The organism is Arthrobacter sp. sptzw32 (genome assembly GCF_059089735.1).
The window spans coordinates 301,762-322,637 of the sequence record NZ_JBNHEZ010000005.1; the positions used below are offsets into that span (position 1 = coordinate 301,762).

Annotated in this window: 19 protein-coding genes; 9 read left to right on the plus strand and 10 right to left on the minus strand. The window is 65.6% G+C overall.

Translation table 11 applies throughout. The features are described 5' to 3' along the window. Positions 1–90: 90 nt before the first annotated feature. Complete coding sequence (locus AC5RVN_RS12255) at positions 91–729, minus strand: alpha/beta hydrolase (RefSeq protein ID WP_494138097.1); 639 nt, start codon at positions 727–729, stop codon at positions 91–93. A 78-nt stretch (positions 730–807) separates the two neighbouring features. Next, on the minus strand, positions 808–1,848 hold the full coding sequence (locus AC5RVN_RS12260; RefSeq protein WP_494138098.1) for an AAA family ATPase: 1,041 nt from the start codon (positions 1,846–1,848) through the stop codon (positions 808–810). Between the two features lie 280 nt (positions 1,849–2,128). Here AC5RVN_RS12260 and AC5RVN_RS12265 point away from each other — a divergent pair, with 280 nt between their 5' ends. The 4 genes from AC5RVN_RS12265 (at position 2,129) to AC5RVN_RS12280 (ending at position 6,388) form a co-directional block, all read left to right on the plus strand. Then, entirely contained in the window at positions 2,129–2,935 is an 807-nt protein-coding gene (locus tag AC5RVN_RS12265; protein WP_494040783.1) for a DeoR/GlpR family DNA-binding transcription regulator, read from the plus strand. Then, complete coding sequence (locus AC5RVN_RS12270) at positions 2,932–3,927, plus strand: 1-phosphofructokinase family hexose kinase (RefSeq protein ID WP_494138099.1); 996 nt, start codon at positions 2,932–2,934, stop codon at positions 3,925–3,927. Before AC5RVN_RS12265 ends, AC5RVN_RS12270 begins: the two co-directional genes overlap by 4 nt. Positions 3,928–3,929: 2 nt before the next feature. Next, a complete protein-coding gene (locus AC5RVN_RS12275; RefSeq protein ID WP_494138100.1) occupies positions 3,930–6,047 on the plus strand; it encodes a PTS fructose transporter subunit IIABC in 2,118 nt (705 codons plus the stop codon). A 62-nt stretch (positions 6,048–6,109) separates the two neighbouring features. Continuing rightward, the gene (locus AC5RVN_RS12280) at positions 6,110–6,388 is read left to right on the plus strand and encodes an HPr family phosphocarrier protein (protein WP_079598623.1); all 279 of its coding nucleotides are present in this window, start codon (positions 6,110–6,112) and stop codon (positions 6,386–6,388) included. Positions 6,389–6,486: 98 nt separating this feature from the next. Here AC5RVN_RS12280 and AC5RVN_RS12285 read toward each other — a convergent pair whose 3' ends face one another. Beyond that, positions 6,487–7,341 carry a class I SAM-dependent methyltransferase gene (locus AC5RVN_RS12285; protein WP_494138101.1) on the minus strand — a complete coding sequence of 285 codons (855 nt, stop codon included), beginning with the start codon at positions 7,339–7,341 and terminating at the stop codon, positions 6,487–6,489. Positions 7,342–7,601: 260 nt separating this feature from the next. Further along, positions 7,602–8,747, minus strand: a complete 1,146-nt coding sequence (ku, locus tag AC5RVN_RS12290) for a non-homologous end joining protein Ku (protein ID WP_494040525.1) — start codon at positions 8,745–8,747, stop codon at positions 7,602–7,604. Positions 8,748–8,787: 40 nt separating this feature from the next. Here ku and AC5RVN_RS12295 point away from each other — a divergent pair, with 40 nt between their 5' ends. Further along, the gene (locus tag AC5RVN_RS12295) at positions 8,788–11,358 is read left to right on the plus strand and encodes an ATP-dependent DNA ligase (protein ID WP_494138102.1); all 2,571 of its coding nucleotides are present in this window, start codon (positions 8,788–8,790) and stop codon (positions 11,356–11,358) included. A 76-nt stretch (positions 11,359–11,434) separates the two neighbouring features. Here AC5RVN_RS12295 and AC5RVN_RS12300 read toward each other — a convergent pair whose 3' ends face one another. Then, positions 11,435–11,695 (minus strand): hypothetical protein, encoded by a 261-nt coding sequence (locus AC5RVN_RS12300; RefSeq protein ID WP_494106055.1) that lies wholly within the window; start codon positions 11,693–11,695, stop codon positions 11,435–11,437. 518 nt (positions 11,696–12,213) lie between these two features. On the opposite strand from AC5RVN_RS12300, the gene AC5RVN_RS12305 reads away from it, so the two are divergent. Then, positions 12,214–13,827 carry an MFS transporter gene (locus AC5RVN_RS12305; protein WP_494106056.1) on the plus strand — a complete coding sequence of 538 codons (1,614 nt, stop codon included), beginning with the start codon at positions 12,214–12,216 and terminating at the stop codon, positions 13,825–13,827. A gap of 105 nt (positions 13,828–13,932) precedes the next feature. Continuing rightward, positions 13,933–15,024, plus strand: coding sequence for an FUSC family protein (locus AC5RVN_RS12310; RefSeq protein ID WP_494138103.1), 1,092 nt, complete (start codon positions 13,933–13,935; stop codon positions 15,022–15,024). Here AC5RVN_RS12310 and AC5RVN_RS12315 read toward each other — a convergent pair. Then, positions 14,992–15,765 (minus strand): SDR family NAD(P)-dependent oxidoreductase, encoded by a 774-nt coding sequence (locus AC5RVN_RS12315; protein WP_494106058.1) that lies wholly within the window; start codon positions 15,763–15,765, stop codon positions 14,992–14,994. The genes AC5RVN_RS12310 and AC5RVN_RS12315 overlap by 33 nt on opposite strands. A 261-nt stretch (positions 15,766–16,026) precedes the next feature. On the opposite strand from AC5RVN_RS12315, the gene AC5RVN_RS12320 reads away from it, so the two are divergent. Together AC5RVN_RS12320 and AC5RVN_RS12325 are read left to right on the plus strand one after the other, a co-directional pair. Next, a complete protein-coding gene (locus AC5RVN_RS12320; protein ID WP_494138104.1) occupies positions 16,027–16,347 on the plus strand; it encodes a hypothetical protein in 321 nt (106 codons plus the stop codon). A gap of 191 nt (positions 16,348–16,538) precedes the next feature. Beyond that, a complete protein-coding gene (locus AC5RVN_RS12325) occupies positions 16,539–16,847 on the plus strand; it encodes a hypothetical protein (RefSeq protein WP_494138105.1) in 309 nt (102 codons plus the stop codon). 105 nt (positions 16,848–16,952) lie between these two features. Here AC5RVN_RS12325 and AC5RVN_RS12330 read toward each other — a convergent pair whose 3' ends face one another. The 4 genes from AC5RVN_RS12330 to AC5RVN_RS12345 all read right to left on the minus strand — a co-directional run bounded on the left by AC5RVN_RS12330 (position 16,953) and on the right by AC5RVN_RS12345 (position 20,835). Beyond that, positions 16,953–17,915 carry an NAD(P)/FAD-dependent oxidoreductase gene (locus AC5RVN_RS12330; RefSeq protein ID WP_494106060.1) on the minus strand — a complete coding sequence of 321 codons (963 nt, stop codon included), beginning with the start codon at positions 17,913–17,915 and terminating at the stop codon, positions 16,953–16,955. Positions 17,916–18,094: 179 nt separating this feature from the next. Beyond that, positions 18,095–18,448, minus strand: coding sequence for a GNAT family N-acetyltransferase (locus AC5RVN_RS12335; RefSeq protein ID WP_494040516.1), 354 nt, complete (start codon positions 18,446–18,448; stop codon positions 18,095–18,097). A gap of 117 nt (positions 18,449–18,565) precedes the next feature. Beyond that, positions 18,566–19,417 (minus strand): class II fructose-bisphosphate aldolase, encoded by an 852-nt coding sequence (locus AC5RVN_RS12340; RefSeq protein ID WP_494106061.1) that lies wholly within the window; start codon positions 19,415–19,417, stop codon positions 18,566–18,568. Further along, positions 19,417–20,835, minus strand: a complete 1,419-nt coding sequence (locus AC5RVN_RS12345) for a GntP family transporter (protein ID WP_494106062.1) — start codon at positions 20,833–20,835, stop codon at positions 19,417–19,419. Before AC5RVN_RS12345 ends, AC5RVN_RS12340 begins: the two co-directional genes overlap by 1 nt. Between the last annotated feature and the right edge of the window lie 41 nt (positions 20,836–20,876).

A 20,876-nucleotide genomic window follows, 5' to 3' on the forward strand; every position in this document is an offset into this window, starting at 1 on the left:
AACGAGTGTAAGCGCTTACAAATTTTGCTGGCAACTGTTTTTTCCTGGGCCGCTTCGTGTGACGGATTTCACCTTGCGCCCAGGGCGGGATCACGTAGGTGCAGGTCCGTTTGTTTTGAGTACGTAGTGGCGCAGGAAAGCACTCACGTCCACCATCTCCGTCTTGGACATGGCATGCCCCATCCCCGGGTAGGTCCTGGCGGTAAGGAGCGTGTTGTTCTGAAGCCACTCTTCGGTGTACGCCACAGCGTCCTCATTGATGACGAGGTCGGCCTTGTCCCGCCCCCAGAAGAAGGGCGGCTTGGTGTCGAAGGATTCGGTGAGCGACAGCAGCTCATTTTCCAGGACAAACCCGGAAAGCCCCACCACGGCCACATAGTCTTTAGGGTGGAGGCGCAGCAGCGTGCTGGCCATCGCCATGCCTTGTGAGTAACCGAGCAGGCTCACGCTGGTGTGCTGTCCCTTGACGGTATTGATCCAGGTCTGGACAGCGCTCGAGGCCTTGATGACATCTGCAAAGTCATTGGTCAGGAAGTAATCCAGCAGGAACCAGCCATAGTGGTCACCAATGGCCATGGGAGCCCTGAGGGCCGCACAGGTGAATTCCGCCGGCAGGTACTCGAAGAGCCGGACCATCCGTGATTCGTCGGTGCCGTAACCGTGCATCATCACCAGCAGCGGAGTCCCTGCCCGCTCACCCTCAGGCTTGGACCACACAACTGTTTCCATCGCCTCAGCCTAACGAGGCAGGTTGAAAAGAAACGTGAAGCTGGGCCGGGCAAGGCGTACCGGGTTGCCGGAGATCCCTCAGACCAGCCAGCTCCACCAGCGCCGCTGCTCCGGTTCCGGCGCCTGTTCCGGCTCCGGCTCCGGCTCCTCGCCCAAGGCCAGCGCGGCCCCCACGATGTCGTCCGCAGTGAGCGTCATGACGGCCTCACGGTCGAGCGCGTCGAGACTATGCTCCTCGTCGAGCGACAGCCGCAGCGCCTGGCGGTTGAGGGCCTGCTCGAACAGAGTGCGGGCGAAGCGTGCGTTGCCGGAGTCCTCGCCCGCGTGGAGCCCCATGAAAATACGCCGCAGCATCTGGTCCGCGTCCGGCTCCAGCGTGTACTCGTGCTGGGTCAGCATCTGGTGGAAGATCGTCTGGAGTGCGTCCACGGAGTAGTCGGGGAACGTGATCTCGCGGGCGAACCGGGAGCGCAGCCCGGGGTTGGAGAGCAGAAAGGACTCCATGAGCCGCGGGTACCCCGCCACGATCACGACCAGGCGGTGGCGGTGGTCCTCCATCCGCTTAAGCAGGACCTCGATCGCCTCGGGTCCAAAGTCGGTCCGGCCGTCTTCAGGGGCAAGCGCATAGGCCTCGTCAATGAACAGGACGCCGTCCAGCGCACGCCGGATGACCCGGTCCGTCTTGATGGCGGTGGCGCCGACGTACTGCCCCACCAGGCCCGAACGGTCAACCTCCACCAGGTGGCCTTTCTGCAGCAGGCCGACAGCCCGGTACATCTCGGCCAGGAGCCGCGCCACGGTGGTCTTGCCTGTGCCCGGATTGCCGAGGAACACCAGATGCTGCGATGTAGCTACCTCAGGCAGGCCGTGCGCCTTGCGGCGGGCCTGGACCTGCAGCAGTGCAACGAGGGCCCGCACCTGCTCCTTCACGGTCTCCAGCCCCACCAGGGCGTCGAGCTCGGCCTGCAACTCGGACAGCGGCCGGGCGGGCCCTGGCCTCGCACCCACCAGATCGCCGACCAGCTCGTCGACGCGCTCAGAACCGGGCAGCTTGAGCTGATCGGCCAGATGGCCGATGGTTTCGCGCAGCTCCTCGAGCGGATTCCGGCTGGCAGCCATGCCTCCACTGTAGTACCCCCTTCCGAACGGGGGGCGGGTTGGCCTCACCAGTATCAACCCGCTTCTGGTGGTCGCTCTCACCCGGCAAGACCGTCTCCATTGGGTGGGGAAGAACGATCATATTGTTTCGTGTGGGTTTCCGTTGACAAACCAACAGAAACAAAGATAAAGTCAAGTAACTCAACATCGTGTGATGCCTGTCACGCACCGGCGGAATGCTGTACGAATGAAACAGCAGTATCAGCAGCCGCACCATCAAGCCTTACGCAACGGAGGGTATGTGTTCGCCGAGGAGCGCCAGCAGAAGATTGCCGAGCTTGTAGCCGGCACCGGCCGGGTCAGCGTGACCCTCCTGGCCGAGCGCTTCCGCATCACCACCGAAACCGTCCGCCGGGATCTTGCCACCCTGGAGAACGCCGGGACGGTCCGCCGTGTGCACGGCGGCGCCGTGGCGGCAGACCGCTTCAGCACCACCGAGGAAAGCATCAACGAACGGGCCATCCAGCGGCCGGACCAGAAGATGCGGATCGCCGAGGCCGCCCTGGCCCTGATCCCCCGCACATCACGCGGCAGCGTCCTGATCGACGGCGGCACCACCACCGAGGTGCTGGCGGACCTGCTCTCCAGGCGCACCGCCGTCGAGGCCTCCGATTCCTTTGAACCACGGGCGGAACTGGTCGCGATCACCCACGCTGTGCCCATCGCGGGCAAGCTTTCCAGCATCCCCGGGATTGCCCTGGAGGTCCTCGGCGGCCGGGTCCGCGGAATCACCCAGGTTGCCGTAGGCCAGGCAACTGTGGACTCTGCCAGCAGGTTTCGGCCGGACATCGCCTTCATCGGTACCAACGGCATCCACGCAACCTTTGGCCTGAGCACTCCCGATCCTGAAGAAGCCGCCGTCAAGGCAGCTTTCGTCCGTTCGGCCCGCCGCATTGTGGTGTTGGCCGATTCCTCCAAACTGGACACGGAAACCCTGGTCCAGTTCGCCTCCCTGAAAGATCTGGACACTTTGATTACAGACAGCGAACCCGGACCCGAACTTGCAGCGGCCCTCGAAGAAGCCGGCGTAGATGTGGTAATCGCATGATTGTCACCTTCACAGCCAACCCGAGCCTGGACCGGACTGTGGCGCTCCCCGGCCCGCTGGAACGCGGCGAAGTGCAGCGCGCCGTCTCCGTCAGCCAGGAATCCGGTGGCAAGGGCGTCAACGTTTCACGCGCCCTGGTGGCCTCCGGCCTGGAGTCGGTAGCGGTCCTTCCCGGCGCGGACAGCGATCCCGTGCTGGCCGGCCTGCGCGAGAGCGAAGTGCCCTTCGTGTCCCTCCCCATCAGCGAGCCGCTCCGCACCAACGTTGCGCTCACCGAGCCTGGCGGGGTCACCACCAAGATCAATGAGCCCGGGCCGCTGCTCGACGCGGACCAGCAGGAAGCCCTAATGAAGCTGCTGCTGGAGAGCTCCCGTGGCGCCAGCTGGGTGGTCCTTGCCGGATCGCTTCCCCCGGGATTCCCCGCCGACTACTACGCCACCGTGGCCCGCCGGCTCCGCTCCGAGGCAAACGGGAATGCCCCGCGGATCGCTGTGGACTCCTCCGGCGCCCCTCTTGCCGCCGCTGTTTCCAGCGGCGAGGCAGGCGATGGTTCGGGAAAGCCGGACCTCCTCAAACCCAATGCCGAAGAACTGGCGGAGCTGGCTGCCGCAGCCGGCTTCGCCTCTCCGGCCACCGCTGACGAACTTGAAGCGGACCCGGCTGCAGCCGCAGCAGCAGCCGCCGCCGTCGTACGTTCCGGTGTGGGTGCTGTGCTGGCAACTCTCGGATCCAAGGGAGCTGTCCTGGTAACGGCCGACGGCGCGTGGCTGGCCACGCACCCGCCGGTCGCCGCGGTCAGCACTGTCGGCGCGGGCGACTCTGCCCTCGCCGGCTACCTGCTCGCCCACGGCCAGGGCGCCGCCCCGGCCGACTGCCTTCGCCAGGCGGTGGCCCACGGTGCCGCCGCCGCTTCCCTGCCGGGTTCCACTGTCCCGGCAGTCCACCAAACCACACCGGATGCCGTAACCATCACGGCCCTTCGAAAGGATTGACAGTGACCCAGCTCATCACCACGGAACTGGTCGACCTCGACCAGAACCTGGGCAGTACCCCCGAGGCCGTGATCCGGCACCTGGCAAGCAAAGTAGCCGCCACCGGACGCGCCTCGGAAGTCGAAGGCCTCTTTGCGGATGCTTTTGCCCGCGAACAGAAGACCGCCACAGGCATCCCCGGCGGCATCGCCATTCCCCACTGCCGCTCCGCAGCAGTCACGGAACCAACCCTGGCCATGGCCCGCCTCAACCCCAAGGTGGACTTCGGTGCCAAGGACGGCCCGGCCGACCTGATTTTCTTCATCGCAGCCCCGGACGGCGCGGACCAGCAACATTTGAAGCTGCTGTCCAAGCTCGCCAGGTCCCTGATCAAAAAGGACTTCACCGCAGCCCTGCGCAATGCCGCATCCCGGGAAGAAATCGTGGAACTGGTGGACGGCGCACTAGCGGACAAGCCCGCCCATGCAGCCGCTTCCCCCGCTGACGCAGTGCCGGCAGGCGCGGTTTCAGCAGGCTCGACCACCGGGACGCTGAATGCCAGCGGCCAGTCGGGTGCGTCCGCGGTTGCGGCTGCCGGCTCTGCAGACGCGGCATCGGCAGGCTCAACCAATGGTGGGGGGCCCAAGCGGCTCGTGGCAGTGACCGCGTGCCCCACCGGCATCGCCCACACCTACATGGCCGCTGATTCCCTGGTGGCCGCAGCCCAGGAAGCCGGCGTTGACCTGCAGGTGGAAACCCAGGGTTCCTCCGGCGCCAAGCCGCTGGACCCGGCGGTTATCGCCGCCGCCGACGCCGTGATCTTCGCGGTGGACGTGGACGTGCGCGGCAAGGAACGCTTTGCCGGCAAGCCAGTCATCAACGCCCCCGTGAAGCGCGGCATTGACGAGCCCGCCAAGATGGTCCAGGAAGCCCTCGCTGCTGCATCAGACCCGCGCGCCCGCCGCGTCCCCCACTTCGGTGCGGAGGAGCAGGCAGAACGGGAAGCCAGTGAGAAGGGTGAGCACATCGGCCAGAAACTGAAGCGTGCGCTCCTGACCGGTGTCAGCTACATGATTCCCTTCGTTGCCGGCGGCGGCCTGCTCATCGCCCTGGGCTTCCTGCTGGCGGGTTTCGACATCGCCCTTGGCACGAAGGCCAATGACATTTTGGCCAACAACACCCTTTTCAACCTCCCTGACGGGAACCTGGCCCTCTATCTGGGCACCGTATTCTTCAAAATCGGTGCCTTGTCCATGGGCTTCCTGGTCCCGGCGCTGGCCGGGTACATCGCCTACGCCATTGCCGACCGGCCCGGCATCGCCCCGGGCTTCGTTGCAGGCGCCGTAGCCGGATTCATGGGGGCCGGCTTCCTCGGCGGCATCGTGGGCGGCCTGCTGGCCGGCTACATCGCACACCTGATCGGCACCTGGCAGGTCGCCCGCTGGCTGCGGGGCCTGATGCCCGTGGTCATCATCCCCCTGCTTGCATCCATTGTTGCCTCCGGCGCAATGTTCCTGTTCCTTGGCGGCCCCATCGCAGGCCTCACCACCGCCCTTAACGGCTGGCTGTCCAGCATGACCGGTGCGTCCGCTGTGATCCTGGGAATCATCCTGGGCCTCATGATGTGCTTCGACCTGGGCGGCCCCGTGAACAAGGTGGCCTATGCCTTCGCCGTGGCAGGTCTCGGTGCCGGCAGTGCCTCCAATCAGGCGCCATGGCAGATCATGGCCACCGTGATGGCGGCCGGCATGGTGCCCCCGCTGGCCATGGCTCTGGCTACTGTCCTGGATAAGAAGCTCTTCAGCCTGGCCGAGCGAGAAAACGGCAAGGCCGCCTGGCTGCTGGGTGCGTCCTTCATTTCGGAGGGCGCCATCCCGTTCGCCGCTGCCGATCCGCTGCGCGTCATCCCTGCCAGCATGATGGGCGGTGCCCTGACGGGTGCACTGTGCATGGCGTTCAACGTCACATCACAGGCACCGCACGGCGGTTTCTTCGTCTTCTTCGCCATCGGCAACCTGTTGATGTTCGCGGTCTCGATCATCGCCGGAACGATTGTGAGCGCGCTTGCTGTTGTAGCACTCAAGCGCTGGGCAGCCCCCAAGACCACTGCTACGGTGGAAACCGTCCCAGCAACGGTCTGACCCGCCTCACCTACTACCTGTCCGGCACTGAAGCCCAGTTCCGATAGACATAAGGAGCAAAAATGCCAGAACGCACCGCAACCGTCGCCAGCCGCGTAGGCCTGCACGCCCGCCCTGCCGCCATTTTCGCCGAGGCAGCCGGCGAGTTCGACCTGGACATCACCATTGCCCGTGAAGGTGAGCCGGCAGATGAGGCCATGGACGCTGCGAGCATCCTGTCCCTCATGAGCCTGGGCGCCTCACACGGTGACGTTGTGGTGCTCCGCGCCGAAGGCGACGGGGCTGACACTGCGCTGGACCGGCTGGTCCAGATCCTGGAAACTGACCACGACGCCGAGTAGCAGCACCGGCAACTGCCGCTAAGGCAGGACAACGGCGGCCGCCGTCGGGCTCCCTATCAAGGGGAACGCCCGACGGCGGCCGCCTGCGTTACGGGCGCTCAGCCGGCCCCCTTGGCCTTCCTGGCGGTAAACAGCAGGTACTCCCACTCCATGTGGAACGGAACATCGCCGTGGGCGTCGCCGAACGACTCGGCCAGTTCTGTCAGTGCCTTGTCCAGGTCCTTGACCTTCTCCCCGTCCTCCGCGATGAATTTATAGACCGAGATGGTGGGGCCGTAGTGGGACTTGAAGTAGCGGACGAAGTCCTCCGGCTGGTGGAAACTGCTGACCCCGAGCGTTTTTTTGCGGGCCTGGATGTCGGTGATCCTGTCACCGAAGAGTTCACGCACGTGTTCCTCGCTCCCCCACAGCGGAGCCGACTGTGCACCGGGCGGGGGTGGCGGGGCGAACGGTTTCATGGCGGCGAACATCCTGCCGATGAATCCTTCAGGTGTCCAGCTGAGGAGCCCGATGGTGCCGCCCGGTTTGCACACCCGCAGGAGCTCGTCGGCTGCCGGTTGGTGGTGGGGTGCAAACATCACGCCGAGGCAGGACATTACGGTGTCGAACCCGTTATCGCCAAAGGGCAGCGCCTCCGCGTCCCCCTCCATCCATTCCAGCTCCACCCCGCGGTCCGCTGCCTGGTGGCGGCCGGCGTCGAACAGTTCCGGCGTGAGGTCGCTCGCCACCACCTTCGCACCCATCATCGCGGCTGGGATGGCAGCGTTGCCTGCCCCGGCGGCGACGTCCAGGACCCTATGCCGTGAATTGATGCCGCATGCTTCCACCAGGATGGCTCCCAGTTCGGGGAGCAGCTCACTGGCCAGCGCGGGATAGTCTCCTGATGCCCACATAGCGCGGTGCTTCTGCTTGAGCGCCCGGTCCGCCTCCGAGACATCTGCTTGATCTGTCATGACTGTGCCTTCCTCTACGGTGGTTCGTCAGTGAGTGGCAGCACGCTGCGGGCACAGCGGAGGCTGCGATGCGACTCATTGTGAACTCGCCGAACTCCGCTGTAAAGAGACGGCTTCAAAGGGAACGGCTCGAAGCACCACGACGGCCGGACCTGCTGCCGGCAGCCCCGCTACGAGGCGGCGACTACCGGAAAGCAAGCAGGCTTAGTAGTTTCATACTCATGGCACTAATCCAGGGAACAGGCACCGCAAGCGCACCATCAGGCCGGCTTGCGCGCCCTGGTGCCGGTTGCCTTACTGGTGGTGCTCTTGGCCGCAGGTTTGGCAGTGGTTTTACTGCCCGTCGACTTTGTGGCAGTGGATTTGGCGGCGGTGGACTTTTCCGTACCGGTCTTCGCCGTGCTGGACTTACCGTCCGTCGACTTCGCCGCGGCGGTCTTACTGGCCGTGGACTTGCTGGCAGTGGACCTGGATGCAGTGGTTTTCGTGTCCGCGGACTTGCCCGCCGGGGCCCTCTTGGGCGCCGGCTTGGCGCTTTCTCCGCCGTCGCCTCCAGCCTCAGCGTCCGCGTCCTCAGCCTCCGGGTCCTCAGCGCCGGAGCCGGCAGCATCGGACCCGCTCCCGCGTTTCCGGTCCAGGCTCCGTTTCAATGCTTCCATCAGGTCAATGACCTCACCCTTGCCGCCCTCGCCGGCTTCGACGCCAAACGTTTCCTCGGTATTCAGGGAGTCGCCCTGCTCAAGCTTGGCCTCGATGAGCTGGCGCAGCTGTACCTGGTAGTCATCCGTGAAGTGGGCGGGGTCGAAGTCGGCCGCCATGGACTCCACCAGGGCCGCGGACATGTCGCGTTCCTGCGGGGAAATCCTGATGTCTGCCTCCAGGGAGGGGAAATTCGCTTCGCGCACCTCGTCCGGCCAGAGCAGGGACTGGAGGACCAAAGTGTCGTCCTTGATGCGCAAGGCACCGAGCCGCGTCTTCTCCCGCAAAGCGAACTGGACGATGGCCACCCGGTCCGTGTCCTCGAGCGCCCGGCGCAGCAGCACATAGGCCTTGGGCGACTTGGAGTCCGGCTCCAGGTAGTAGCTTTTCTCGAACATCATGGGTTCAAGCTGCTCGGACGGGACGAACTGCACCACCTCGATCTCGTGGCTGTTCTCCGCCGGAATGGCCTTGAGTTCATCCTTGGCCAGGATGACAGTCCGGCCGTCCTCCTCGTAGGCCTTCTCGATATCCGAATAATCAATGACCTGGCTGCAGACCTCGCACCTGCGCTGGTAGCGGATGCGTCCCCCGTCGGCATTGTGGACCTGGTGCAGACTGATGTCATGATCCTCGGTGGCGCTGTAGACCTTTACGGGTACGTTGACCAGGCCAAACGCGATGGCACCTTTCCAGATGGCTCTCATTCCCTAAGTCAACATCACGGAGCCCCGGAGGTGAAGCCCCATGGCCGCAGCTAAGGAGCGTGTCCGGGTTGCGGGAAGGGAATTGACCCTCACCAACCTGGGCAAAGTCATCTATCCGGAGACCGGCACCACCAAGGCCGACGTCCTCGCCTACTACGCCGCGGTGGCCCACGTCCTGATCCCCGCCGCAGCCGGCAGGCCGGCCACCAGGAAGCGGTGGGTCAACGGCGTGGGCACGGCGGAAAAGCCGGGCGAAGTGTTTTTCCAGAAGAACCTAGAGGACTCCGCCCCCGGGTGGCTCCCGCGTGCCGCCATCACCCACAAGGACCGGACCATCCAATACCCGATGGTCAACGATCCCGCCACGCTCACCTGGTTCGGCCAGATCAACTCGCTGGAAATCCACGTTCCCCAGTGGCAGGTGGATTCGCACGGCAACCAGTTGAATCCCGACCGCCTGGTCCTTGACCTCGACCCCGGGGAGGGCGCGGGCCTGGAGGAGTGCGTGGAGGTTGCCCTCCTGGCGCGCTCAATCCTTGAGGACGTGGGCTTGGATTCGGTCCCGGTGACCAGCGGCAGCAAAGGCATCCATCTGTATGCCGCGCTGGACCGGAGCCAGACCTCCGACCAGATCTCGGCTTTTGCCCGCGAATTGGCGCGGGCCCTGGAGTCGGACCATCCCGACCTCGCCGTCAGCGATATGAAAAAGACGCTCCGCAGAGGCAAAGTGCTGGTGGACTGGAGCCAGAACAACGCAGCCAAAACCACCATCGTCCCGTATTCGCTCCGTGGACGCCCCACACCGATGGTGGCCGCGCCCCGCACCTGGCAGGAGATCAGTTCCCCGAACCTTCGGCACCTGGATTACCAGGAGGTGATCCGGAGGGTGCAGGACGGCACGGAGCCGTTCGCCGCCGTCGTCAGGGCCGCAGGCGGAGGCTCCGCCACTGCCCGGGGCACGGACAAAGAAGAGCACGACGACGGTAATCCCCGCCTCACAAAGTACCGCTCCATGCGCGATCCCAGGGCGACACCCGAGCCGTTCAGCGGAGCGGCCGGCACCGGAGACGCGTTCGTCATCCAGGAACACCACGCCAGCCGGCTCCATTTCGATCTCCGGCTGGAACACGAGGGCGTCCTGGTGTCGTGGGCGCTGCCCAAGGGCGTCCCTGAATCCGGCGGCAAGAACCACCTGGCCGTCCAGACCGAGGACCACCCAATGGACTACCTCACCTTCACCGGGACCATCCCCAAAGGAGAGTACGGTGCGGGCGACATGACCATCTGGGACACCGGCACATATGAGCTGCACAAATGGATCAATGGCAGGGAAGTCATCGTTACGCTGAACGGGTCCGAGGGTGGCGGGTTGGGCGGGCCGAAGAAGGTGGCGCTGATCCACACCGGCCGCGGGCAGGGCGGGGACTCCGAGGGCCAGTGGCTCATCCACCTCATGGATAAAGAGCACCAAGGCGGACGACGGCGGCACGCGCCACTGCCTGCCGGGCCGGAGGAGGATGCCGGGGAGCCCGGGAGCGGCGGGGCGCCCCAGGAGAGCGCCCGGGAACCGGAGAATAAAGCGCGCGCAACCACTGGCAGTGCCGCGGCAGCCCGGGAGGGTGCTGCCCGGGACGGCGCCCCGCTCCCTGTTTCACCGGAGGACTTCGGCCCGATGATGGCCACCTCCGGGGACACCGCAGACCTGCAGGGCAGCAACTGGCAGTTCGAGCTCAAGTGGGACGGGGTGCGGGCAATCCTCGTGGCGGATGAGGAAAAGGTCCGCATCTTCAGCCGCAACGGGAATGACGTCAGCAGGACCTACCCCGAATTCACTGACCGCTCCTGCTGGCCGGAACAGCCGTTCGTGGCCGACGGCGAAATCGTGGCCCTGGGCGCGGGCGGCAGACCCGACTTTGGGCTGCTGCAGGGACGCATGAAGCTCACCCGCGCCGCCGACGTCGCAAAGGCCCGTACAGCCATCCCCGTCCGGCTGGTCCTTTTCGACCTGCTCCACGACGGCGGGATGGATCTCCGCCGGCTCCCGCTCACCGAGCGGCGCGAACGGCTGGAACGGTTCTACCGCCCCTCCAGCTGCCCGGTGGACCTGTCGATGGTGCTGGAGGACCGGGTGGAGCACATCCTAGAAAGCGCACAGGAACTCGGCCTTGAGGGCGTTATGGCCAAGCGGACGGACAGCCGCTACGTGAGCGGACAACGAACCCGCACCTGGATCAAGCTCAAGACCGAGCAGACCCAGGAAGTGGTGGTGGGTGGCTGGCGCCCGGGCAAAGGCGGCCGAGAGGAGACCGTGGGCTCACTCCTGGTGGGTATTCCCGAGGGCGGCAAGCTGCGGTACATCGGCCGCGTGGGCAGCGGTTTTAGCACCCGGGAGCTCGCCGAACTCCGGCAGAAGGTGGAACGGCTGGGCAGGAAAACGTCTCCGTTCCACGATGTTCCGCGCCCCGATTCCTCGGACGCGCATTGGGTGGCACCGGAGCTCGTGGGCGAAGTGACCTACAGCGAATGGACCGGCCCAGGGCGGCTTCGGCACCCGCGGTGGCGGGGCTGGCGGGTGGACAAGGACCCGTCCGATGTGGTCCGTGAGGCCTGACGGGGTAGAAGGATGCAAGAGAACGGGGACACCGGAAGTCCGGTGTCCCCGTTCCGTTTGGTTTCCTGCGGCGATTTCAGGACGAGTGCGGCATTTGCGGCCGGCCGGTCCGGTGGATGGCCGTCACGGCCGCCCCCATCCCCATGCGGCCATGGCTGCCGCCGTGGTCCTTGGGATGCCGCCGCTTGCCGTTGCCGTCCGGCCAGCCGCTCTGTCCGGCTGCCCCCATCGGAGGCAGCGGGGCAACCGCACCAGGCATGGGCGGGGAGTCCATTGCCTTCGCAAGGTGGTCCGCCAGCTCCGGCGCAATGCGCTTGCCAGTATTTTCGTCAGCCATGGTTCTTCCTTTGCAATCAAATGAAGTGCTGCCAAAAGAGAGGCCAAAGGCCTCTGAAGGTTTGATGGAGCGGCCGGCGGTGGCCAGGCCGCAGACGATTGCCTACTTGAAAGAAAGTGTTTCCATGGCTCCACCATAGGCAAGCGAGCGGCACCTGTGAACCCCTCGGACGGCCATGCTTTCAGTGCCCAGACGACGGCGGCCCGGCAGCCAGGGAGGATGGCTGCGGACGCGGTGGGCGGCATCACTTTTTCGGCTGAATCCGGGGCGAAAGAGGGTTCCGGGCGCCAGAAAGGACAAAGATTTCGTAACGATGGGGCCGGACGGCGCCGATCCCAGTACTGGCGCGGGAAAACCCGGAAAAGAAGTTTCGTGTAGCTGGCCGGAAACGCTTCGAAAAGGGGCCACCCTACGCCATTAAGGCAGCGGGCGCCATAGCCTTCGCGTAAAATTGAAGGCCTGCCCGGAGCGGGGCAGCTACAAGTCGCAAGCAAATGACCTCCACGGGAGCTGCCCAAATGCCCACAGACCGAAGCATCACCGACTCTTCCGCAGGCACGAACATCGCCTCCGGAACCAACCCAGCTACACCCCCCGGCACCCCAGCCACAGCTGCCAGAGGGCCGCGCAAGCCAAGCATTCTGAAGCGCCGCCGGCTCAAGGAGTCGGACGTCAACGTCGTCAACCAGCCCATGCTGAAGAAAGCCCTGGGCGGAACCATCGTGGGCAACACGATGGAATGGTACGACGTGGGCGTGTTCGGCTACCTCATCACCACCATGGGGCCCGTTTTCCTGCCGGAGTCCGACCCCACCACGCAGACACTCTTCCTGCTGGGAACCTTCGCCGCCACCTTCATCGCGCGCCCGCTTGGCGGCGTGATCTTCGGCTGGCTCGGGGACAAGATGGGCCGGCAGAAGATCCTCGCCACCACCCTGATGATCATGGCGGCAAGCACCTTCGCCATCGGACTCCTTCCCGGCTACGCCCAAATCGGGCTGTGGGCGGCGGCCCTTCTGGTGCTGCTCAAGATCGTCCAGGGCTTCTCCACCGGCGGCGAATACGCCGGTGCCACCACCTTCGTCAGCGAGTACGCCCCGGACAAGCGCCGCGGCTTCTTCGCCAGCTTTTTGGACATGGGCAGCTACTTTGGCTTCGCCCTCGGCGCGGCACTGGTCTCTGCTCTGCAGCTGACCCTTGGCCAGGCGGCAATGGAGGAGTGGGGCTGGCGGATTCCGTTCCTGGTGGCCGGTCCCCTGGGCCTCATCGCCGTCTACTTCCGGAGCAAGATCGAGGAATCTCCTCAGTTCCAGGCAACCCTGGACGCCCAGGAAGAGCTGGCAAAGCACGCCGCTGCCTCCGACCAAGCATCGGTTAAGGGCCCGGTGGGAATTGTGAAGGCGTACTGGCGCTCCATCATCGTCGCCATGATCCTGGTTGCCGCAGCCAATACCGCCGGTTACGCCCTTACCTCGTACATGCCCACGTACCTCACCGAGTCCAAGGGCTACGACGAAGTCCACGGCACCCTGCTGACCATCCCTGTTCTCGTGGTCATGAGCCTCTGCATCCCGCTGACCGGCAAGCTGTCCGACCGGATCGGCCGCCGCCCCGTCCTGTGGATCGGTGCGCTGAGCACGGTTGTCCTGGCAACCCCGGCCTTCATGCTGATCGGCATCGGCGACGTCTGGTCCACGCTCACCGGCCTTTCCCTGATCGCATTCCCGGTGACGTTCTACGTGGCCAACCTGGCCTCCGCGCTTCCGGCCCAGTTCCCCACGTCCAGCCGGTACGGCGCAATGGGCATCGCCTACAACTTCTCAGTGGCAATTTTCGGCGGAACAACGCCGTTCATCGTGGCAGCGCTTATCAGCGCCACCGGCAACGACATGATGCCCGCCTACTACCTGATGGGCACCTCACTGGTGGGCGCCGTCGCCATCTACTTCCTCAAGGAATCCGCCCAGCGGCCACTGCCAGGCTCCATGCCCAGCGTGGACACCCAGGCAGAGGCCCGCGAACTGGTGGCCACGCAGGATGAGAACCCGCTGATCGACCTCGATGAGCTTCCGTTCGAGACCCAGGACATCACGGATTCCAGTTCCGCCGGGAAGGCTCCAGCCCAGGTCTAGCCGTGCAGCAACAGGCAGGCTCCCGTCCCGGGCTGGCCCGGGTGAAGCCGCCGATGATAGGTTCCTGCCCGGAAGGGATCCGGTGACAAGCAGGGACGGAGCGGCATGAAGCTTCTGGTGGAGCAGGTGCGCGCCCTTCATCGGCTGGAACCGGCCAGCCGGGACCACCTTGCGGCCCTGCGGGTAGCCCTCAGCGTCGCAGTCCCCTCGCTCCTGCTTTTGGCCGCGGGCCACACCGGACTCATCATGTACGCCGTCTTCGGTGCCTTGACCGGCATGTATGGCCGCTCCGAGCCGCACCAGCTCCGCCTCCGGCACCAGGCGCAGGCCTCGGTGGTCCTGCTCGGCGGGGTTGCGGCAGGCCTGTTCCTGTCCGTTAACCACCTTCATTCCTGGTGGCTCGTCGCCGTCGAAGCGGTGCTGGCCGGCGTCGGATCGGTGTTTGCGGACGGGGTTCGGCTCAAACCCAACGGGCCGTTCTTCGGCATCCTCGCCCTGGGGGCCTGCGCCTCTGTACCTACAGAGGTCCCCTGGCATGTGGCTTTGCTGATCGCGGCGGGGTCTGCGGTCTTTTCCATGATGGTGGGTTTTGCCGGCTGGATCCGCCGCAGGTCCTGGCGGCGGGGTGCGGTCAGGAGCGTCCCCGCAGGACACTCCGCCGGCAGACCGGAGGTGTTGGTGCACGCTGCCAGGTACGTCCTGGCTGTGGGGGCCGCGGGTACTGTTGGAGTCTTGTCCGGCAGTGGCCACCCGCACTGGGCCATGGCCGCGGCCGCGGTTCCCCTTGCCGGGGCCGACCTCCCCAGCAGCGTGCGGCGGGGCATCCACCGCATTGTGGGGACGTTCGTTGGGCTGGCGGTGACCGCCGTCGTCATCCTGCCCGGCCCTTGGTCCCTGGAAGGATTCCTTCCCGTCCGGCAGGCCGTGGTGCTGGCACTTCTGGTTATTCTCTTCCAGTTCACCACCGAGTTGTTTATGGCCCGCCATTACGGCCTGGCCATGGTCTCCTTTACGCCGGTAATCCTCCTGATGACCCAGCTCGCCGATCCCATGGACCCCGCCGTCCTGATCCTGGAACGCGGTATTGAAACGCTGGTGGGCGCGTTGGTGGGAATTGCGGTGGTGGTGGCCGTCCGGCGGGCGGGCACGCGCCCCCCGGCGGTGCTATTTGGGTTTACGCGCAGGTCCCGCCACTAGCTTTGCCGGCGCTACCCTGGCCACCGCCGCCACCACCTTGTAGCGCTTGGACGGGATGGACACGGCTTTGCCCCGCGCGTTGTCGGCCAGTCCTTCCCGGACCACCCGCTCGGCGTCCAGCCAGGCCCACGAGGGTGCCACGGATTTGTCCATTCCCATCCGGTCGTGGAACTCTGTGTGGGTGAAGCCCGGGCACACCGCGGTGACCTTGATGCCGCGCTTGCGGTAGGTGAGGTTGGCCCAGCGGCTGAAGCTCACCAGCCAGGCCTTCGCGGCGGAGTATGTGCCCCGGGGCAGGAACGCCGCGATGCTCGCCACGTTGATGATCCGGCCGCCGCCCCGCTCCAGCATGCCCTTTATTGCAGCGTGGGTGAGTTCCATTGCCGTCTCGCCATGCAGCTTCAAGTGCTTTTTCTCCTCCGAAATGTGGTTGTCCTCGAAGTTGTGCAGCAGACCGATTCCTGCGTTGTTCACCAGGATTCCTACCGGGTGCTGTGGATCCGAGAGGCGCCCGACGACGGCTGCCACCCCGGCGTCGTCGGTCAGGTCCGCGGGCAGCACCTCAGCCGTAATTCCGTAGCGCTTCTCCAGGCCCGCCGCGGTTTCCTCGAGGCGGGCCCGGTTCCGCGCCACCAGCACCAGGTTGCAGCCTTGGGCAGCAAGCTGTCGTGCGAACTCACTGCCCAGGCCCGCACTGGCGCCGGTGATGAGAGCGGTAGCTCCGGAGATGTCTGCAGTCATGCTGCCAGCCTAGCCACCGGTAGGGTCTCCCGTGCCTTACTGTTCCGCGGACTTCGCCAGCGGGTTCGCCAGGCGTCCGGCCATGTAATTGTCTTGCGAATCCCGCCACACCGGCCGGACCGCGTGGCCATGCGGCAAGAAGGGCGGCATTAGGGTGGTGCTACCAGCAGCACGGAGTTGCGGGTTCGACGTGTGGGGGGAAATTTGGAGCAGCAAGCGGGTGCGTACGGATTCCGGGAAGTGGATGCGGATGGACAGACTGTGACGGAGGAAGCGCCGTCCGCAGCCGCGGAAGAGCCGGGAAGCGCCGGATCCTTTGCCGTCAACCCTTTCATCATTATTCTTTGGCTGCTGGCCGCCCTTCTGGTGGGTGGCGGCGTCTCGGCTGCCTTCAATGCCGATCTGACCACGGGACCGTCAAGCGGAGGGACACCGATGCCTTTCGTGATTTTCACCCTCGCCCCTTACGCAATGCTGGGCGGGGTCATTGCTGTCGTAGGCCTGCTGCTCTGGCATGCACACCAGTGGCAGCACCGGCGGAGCCAGGGGCACAAGGCCGGCGCCTTCAGCGGGCAGCAATAGACAGCCTCGGGGCAGCGCCGGACGGCCTCGGCGGCAGGCAGCGGGAAGGCAAATGTGCCCTGCGCCACGGGCGGATTTGTCCAACTATTAGTAAGCATGCTTTGCTTATGCGGTAAATGAACCTCCGCAAGCAGTTCGCGGCGGGGCTGCCAACGCCGGCAGTTCCGTGAAGAAGCCCAAGGACGAACATCGTGACCACAGCAGTAAAAGATCAGTCGGCAGCACCCATCGAGCCGGAAGCAGGGGCAGAAGCTCCGGTCAGCTTCCTCCGTCCGGTGGACGCGGGACTGCTGGTCACCATGACTTCACGGATGCACTGCCGTGCCCCCATGCAGCTGGTGGATCCGGACGCCACACCGCTGTACCAGCCCGTCCACGGTGACATCGCCCCGGCCCTTCCCGCCGACCCCGGCTCCCCCGCCAGTGTGGACACCTACCGCTGCGCCTGCGGTTTCACCCTCGACGTCCCGGCAGCCACCCGTCACGCCCTGGCCAGCTGACAGGGCCCACACCGCACACCCGGCCAGCTGACAGGGCCCACACCGCACACCCGGCCAGCTGACAGGGCCCACACCGCACACCCGGCCAGCTGACAGGGCCGGCCTTTAACGGATGGCGGGGCTCCTTGCCGCCTCCACCGCGAGCCGGGTGTCCTCCAGCACCAGGTCCGCATTGATTGCTGCGGCAGCCTTGAGTCCGGCAGCAGCAGCCGTCATGACCTGGGCGGAAACGTCGGTGGCATTGCCTGCCGCCCAGACGCCCGGGCAGGATGTCAGCCCCGCTTCGTCGGTCGGCAGGCGCGTCCCCGGCCCCTCCTCCAGGTCATCTGGCTCCAGCCCCAGGGCTTGGAGCATGTTGGCCTTACTGACTGTTGCCGGGCTGACCACCAGCACTTCCAGCGGTACTGCTGATCCGTCATCGAGCGTGACCGCCGTGAGCCGGTCGTCCTGGACCACCAGCCCGCGGACCCGGCCGTCAACCACCTTGACCGACCGTGCGGCCAGCTGTTCCGATTGGCCCGGGCTGAGCACCAGTTGACCGTGGAGCAGGAGGGTTACGTCCGCGCTCCACTGCCGGAAGGTCAGGGCCTGAAGGACAGCGTGGTCATCGGAGGCCAGCACCCCCACCTTTTGGTTCCGGATTTCCCAGCCGTGGCAATAAGGGCAGTAGAGGACATCCCGGCCCCAGCGGTCGGCCACCCCAGGCAGTTCGGGGAGCTCGTCCTGAATCCCCGAGGTAATCAGGAGCCGGCGGGCACGGCACGTCGACCCGTCCTCGAGTGAGAGCTCGAAGTTGTCGCCGTCGCGCCTGGCAGACTTAACAAACCCGGGGATGGCTTCACCACCGTAGTCCGCCAGTTCTTCCCGCCCCGCAGCAAGGAGCTCCCGGGGGCTCATGCCCTCGCGGGTGAGGAAACCATGCACGCCTTCCGCCGGGAGGTTCCTTTGCCCGCCGGCGTCAATCACTACTACTGACCGCAATGCCCTGGCCAAGGCAACGCCGGCGCTAAGGCCGGCCGGTCCGCCGCCGATGACGGCCACATCAAACAGTTGTTCCTGGTGATTCATCCAGGATTCCTTCCGGTGCGCGCTGCCTCAAGGGGCCGCGCGTTTTCAAAGCGTGCGCCCTCTGCAAGACCGCGCACAGGAAAGGTACCCGACACTGCGGCGCCATAACGCGCAGCCCGGGCACAATTGGCAGGAAGGAATGATCTGTTGGTAACTCGCCGGGGGCCCGCCGGCTGATTTCAGGCTCCGGAACCGCTCCTGGCCGGGCTGTCGGGCCAGTCAACGCACTGCTCATAGCCCTCGTGCCGGCGGAGGTAGCCGGCGATGAACGGGCAGTGCGGGATGATCCGCTTTCCCGCTGCCACCACGTCATCCAGCGCGAAATGGGCGAGGACCTTGCCCAGGCCCTGGCCCTCGAACTCCGGGGACGTCTCCGTGTGGCTGAAGTCGATATGGCCGGGGAGGTCGCGGTAAAAGGATTGGACGGCCAATTTGCCGCCCACGTGCAGCTCGTAGCGGTGGTGTGCGTCGTTGCGGCTCAGTGAGACATCGGGGGTGAACTGGTCCTCGGTGGACATCGTGTTCTCGGTCATGGTTTGACACTGGCACTACTTCACCCCGCTGGCAATGCCCCGGCTTACCCTTCAGCAACGTCCGGGGGCCGGGCCCCAATGCCTGGTCCCGGCCCCTTTCTTCCTGTCAGTTACGGCCTAGCGGGAAAGCATGCCCAGCGCCGATGAAGCGAAGCTGCCCGCCGACTGGCTCCAGTGGCCCAGGAGCCCCTGGAGGTTCTCGCCGTCGGAGCGGTGTCCCGGCAGCTGCTCCTGCAAGGTGGCGAGGACACCGGTACGAAGCTCGGTATTGAAGTTGACCTTGCCAACGTTCATGGCCGCAGCCTTCACCAGTTCCGCCGCCGGGATCCCGGAGGCTCCGTGCAGCACCAGCGGAATGTGCGTCCGCACTGCGATGTCCTGAAGCACGTCCCAGCGCAGCTGCGGCTCCCCCTTGTACTTGCCGTGAACGTTGCCGACGGCGACAGCCAGCAGCTGCGCGCCGGTGCGGGATACAAAATCCTCCACTTGGGCGGAATCCGTCAGCCCGGCCACGGATACACCCGACTGGTCGGCGCCAAAGGCGCGGTCCTCGTCTCCCGCAAGGCCGCCCAGTTCAGCTTCCAGCACCACGTCAGGGCCCAACAGGGCCCGGGCCGCAGCGACCAGTGCGATGTTGTCCTCGTAAGGAAGGGACGAACCGTCGGCGAGGACGGAATCCGCCCCCGACGTCACGGCGTCGGCCATCACCTGAAGGTCAGTTGCGTGGTCCAGCTGCACGGACACCGGAACGGACGCCGCGTCAGCGAGGCCACGCAGGGCGCCAATGAGGCGCAGTCCGTTGGGCGTGGCGGCGGTCTTGGGAGCCACGAGGAGGATGACGCCCCGGCCCGATTCCTCGGCTGCGGCCACCACTGCCAAAGCGGTGGTGAAGTCGTAGCAGGTGAAGGCCGGGACGGCGGAGCCCTGCTGGAGGGCGGAGGTGACCAGGTGGTCGAGTCGGGTGCGCATCAGACGGTCAGGCCTCCGGCAAGGATCCAAACCAGGAACGTGAGGACGAAGCCTGCCAGGCCAAGGACCGTGGTGAGCACAGTCCAGGTCTTCAGGCCGTCGGCCACGGAGAGGCCAAGGAAACGGGTGACGATCCAAAAGCCGGAGTCATTGACGTGGCTCAGGCCAAGTGCGCCGAAGCCCATGGCTACCAGGATGAGTGCTGTCTGGAAGGGCGAGAAGCCGCCGCCGGCCACGGATGCTGCCAGCAGGCCCGAAGTGGTGATGATGGCCACCGTGGCGGACCCCTGGGATGCACGGAGGATGGCCGCGAGGACGAAGGCCATCACGATGACGGGGAGGCCGGCGGTCTGCAGCCCTTCCGCGAGGGCCTTGCCGATGCCGGAGACGGTGAGCACCTTGCCGAAGACGCCGCCGGCGCCGGTTACCAGGATGACGATCGCGGTGGGAGCCAGTGCGGAGTCCATCACCTCGCCGGTGTGCTGCGAGGACCAACCGCGGCGGATGCCCAGGAAGTAGTACGCCAGGCCCAAGGCCGTGAGGAGTGCAATCAGCGGAGCGCCGATGAACGCGGCCAGCTGGGAAGCGAAGGATTCCTTGGGCAGGATGACAGCGCCCACAGTTCCCACCATGATCATGAGGATCGGAAGGACAATCAGGGTGATGATCATGGCGGGGCTGGGAGCGGTCTTGACTTCGCTCTTGACGGCAACGTTGGATGCGCCCTGGGCAGCTTCCTGCTCGACCTGTGATGTACCGGTACCAAAGAGCTTGAACTGCTCGGCAGTGGCGGGCAGCATGGCAAAGTCACGCCGGTTGAGCCTGCGGGCAACGAAGTAGCCCAGGACGCCCACGGGAATGCAGAGGGCGAGGCCAATGATGGTGGTCCAGCCAATGTCTGCGCCGAGGATTCCGGCGCCGCCAACAACGCCGGGGTGCGGCGGGACAACAACGTGGATGGCCAGCATGATGCCGCCGACGGGCAGGCCGATTTTGACCGGGTTGACTCCGGCGGCCTTGGCAAATCCGTAGATGATGGGGATGAGGATGATGAATCCGACGTCAAAGAAGACTGGGATGGCCAACAGGAAGGCTGCGGAGGTCAGGGCCGCGATGACCCGGCGGGGGCCGAGCAGCTGCGTGAACTTGCCGGCGAGGGCCTGCGCACCGCCGGAAATCTCAATCATTTTGCCCAGCATGGCGCCGAGCCCAACCAGGATGGCGACGGATCCAAGGGTTCCGCCCATGCCTTCAGTAACCGTCTTGATGACATCCGGCAGCGGAATGCCGGCCACCAGGGCAACTGCCACGCTGACCACCAGGAGGGCAAGGAAAGCGGGGATTTTGAACTTGATGACGGCCACGAGCAGCAGGGCGACGCCCGCCGCTGCTATGGCCAGAAGAGCTAGTGCGCTCATCGTGTGTCTCCTTTGACATCGCCAGTTAAGCCTGGCGAGCT

Coding starts and splice junctions, on each gene's coding strand:
- AC5RVN_RS12255 (WP_494138097.1), bottom strand. CDS start 729: ATGGAAACAGTTGTGTGGTCCAAGCCTGAGGGTGAGCGGGCAGGGACT.
- AC5RVN_RS12260 (WP_494138098.1), bottom strand. CDS start 1,848: ATGGCTGCCAGCCGGAATCCGCTCGAGGAGCTGCGCGAAACCATCGGC.
- AC5RVN_RS12270 (WP_494138099.1), top strand. CDS start 2,932: ATGATTGTCACCTTCACAGCCAACCCGAGCCTGGACCGGACTGTGGCG.
- AC5RVN_RS12280 (WP_079598623.1), top strand. CDS start 6,110: ATGCCAGAACGCACCGCAACCGTCGCCAGCCGCGTAGGCCTGCACGCC.
- AC5RVN_RS12285 (WP_494138101.1), bottom strand. CDS start 7,341: ATGACAGATCAAGCAGATGTCTCGGAGGCGGACCGGGCGCTCAAGCAG.
- ku (WP_494040525.1), bottom strand. CDS start 8,747: ATGAGAGCCATCTGGAAAGGTGCCATCGCGTTTGGCCTGGTCAACGTA.
- AC5RVN_RS12295 (WP_494138102.1), top strand. CDS start 8,788: ATGGCCGCAGCTAAGGAGCGTGTCCGGGTTGCGGGAAGGGAATTGACC.
- AC5RVN_RS12300 (WP_494106055.1), bottom strand. CDS start 11,695: ATGGCTGACGAAAATACTGGCAAGCGCATTGCGCCGGAGCTGGCGGAC.
- AC5RVN_RS12305 (WP_494106056.1), top strand. CDS start 12,214: ATGCCCACAGACCGAAGCATCACCGACTCTTCCGCAGGCACGAACATC.
- AC5RVN_RS12310 (WP_494138103.1), top strand. CDS start 13,933: ATGAAGCTTCTGGTGGAGCAGGTGCGCGCCCTTCATCGGCTGGAACCG.
- AC5RVN_RS12315 (WP_494106058.1), bottom strand. CDS start 15,765: ATGACTGCAGACATCTCCGGAGCTACCGCTCTCATCACCGGCGCCAGT.
- AC5RVN_RS12330 (WP_494106060.1), bottom strand. CDS start 17,915: ATGAATCACCAGGAACAACTGTTTGATGTGGCCGTCATCGGCGGCGGA.
- AC5RVN_RS12335 (WP_494040516.1), bottom strand. CDS start 18,448: ATGACCGAGAACACGATGTCCACCGAGGACCAGTTCACCCCCGATGTC.
- AC5RVN_RS12340 (WP_494106061.1), bottom strand. CDS start 19,417: ATGCGCACCCGACTCGACCACCTGGTCACCTCCGCCCTCCAGCAGGGC.
- AC5RVN_RS12345 (WP_494106062.1), bottom strand. CDS start 20,835: ATGAGCGCACTAGCTCTTCTGGCCATAGCAGCGGCGGGCGTCGCCCTG.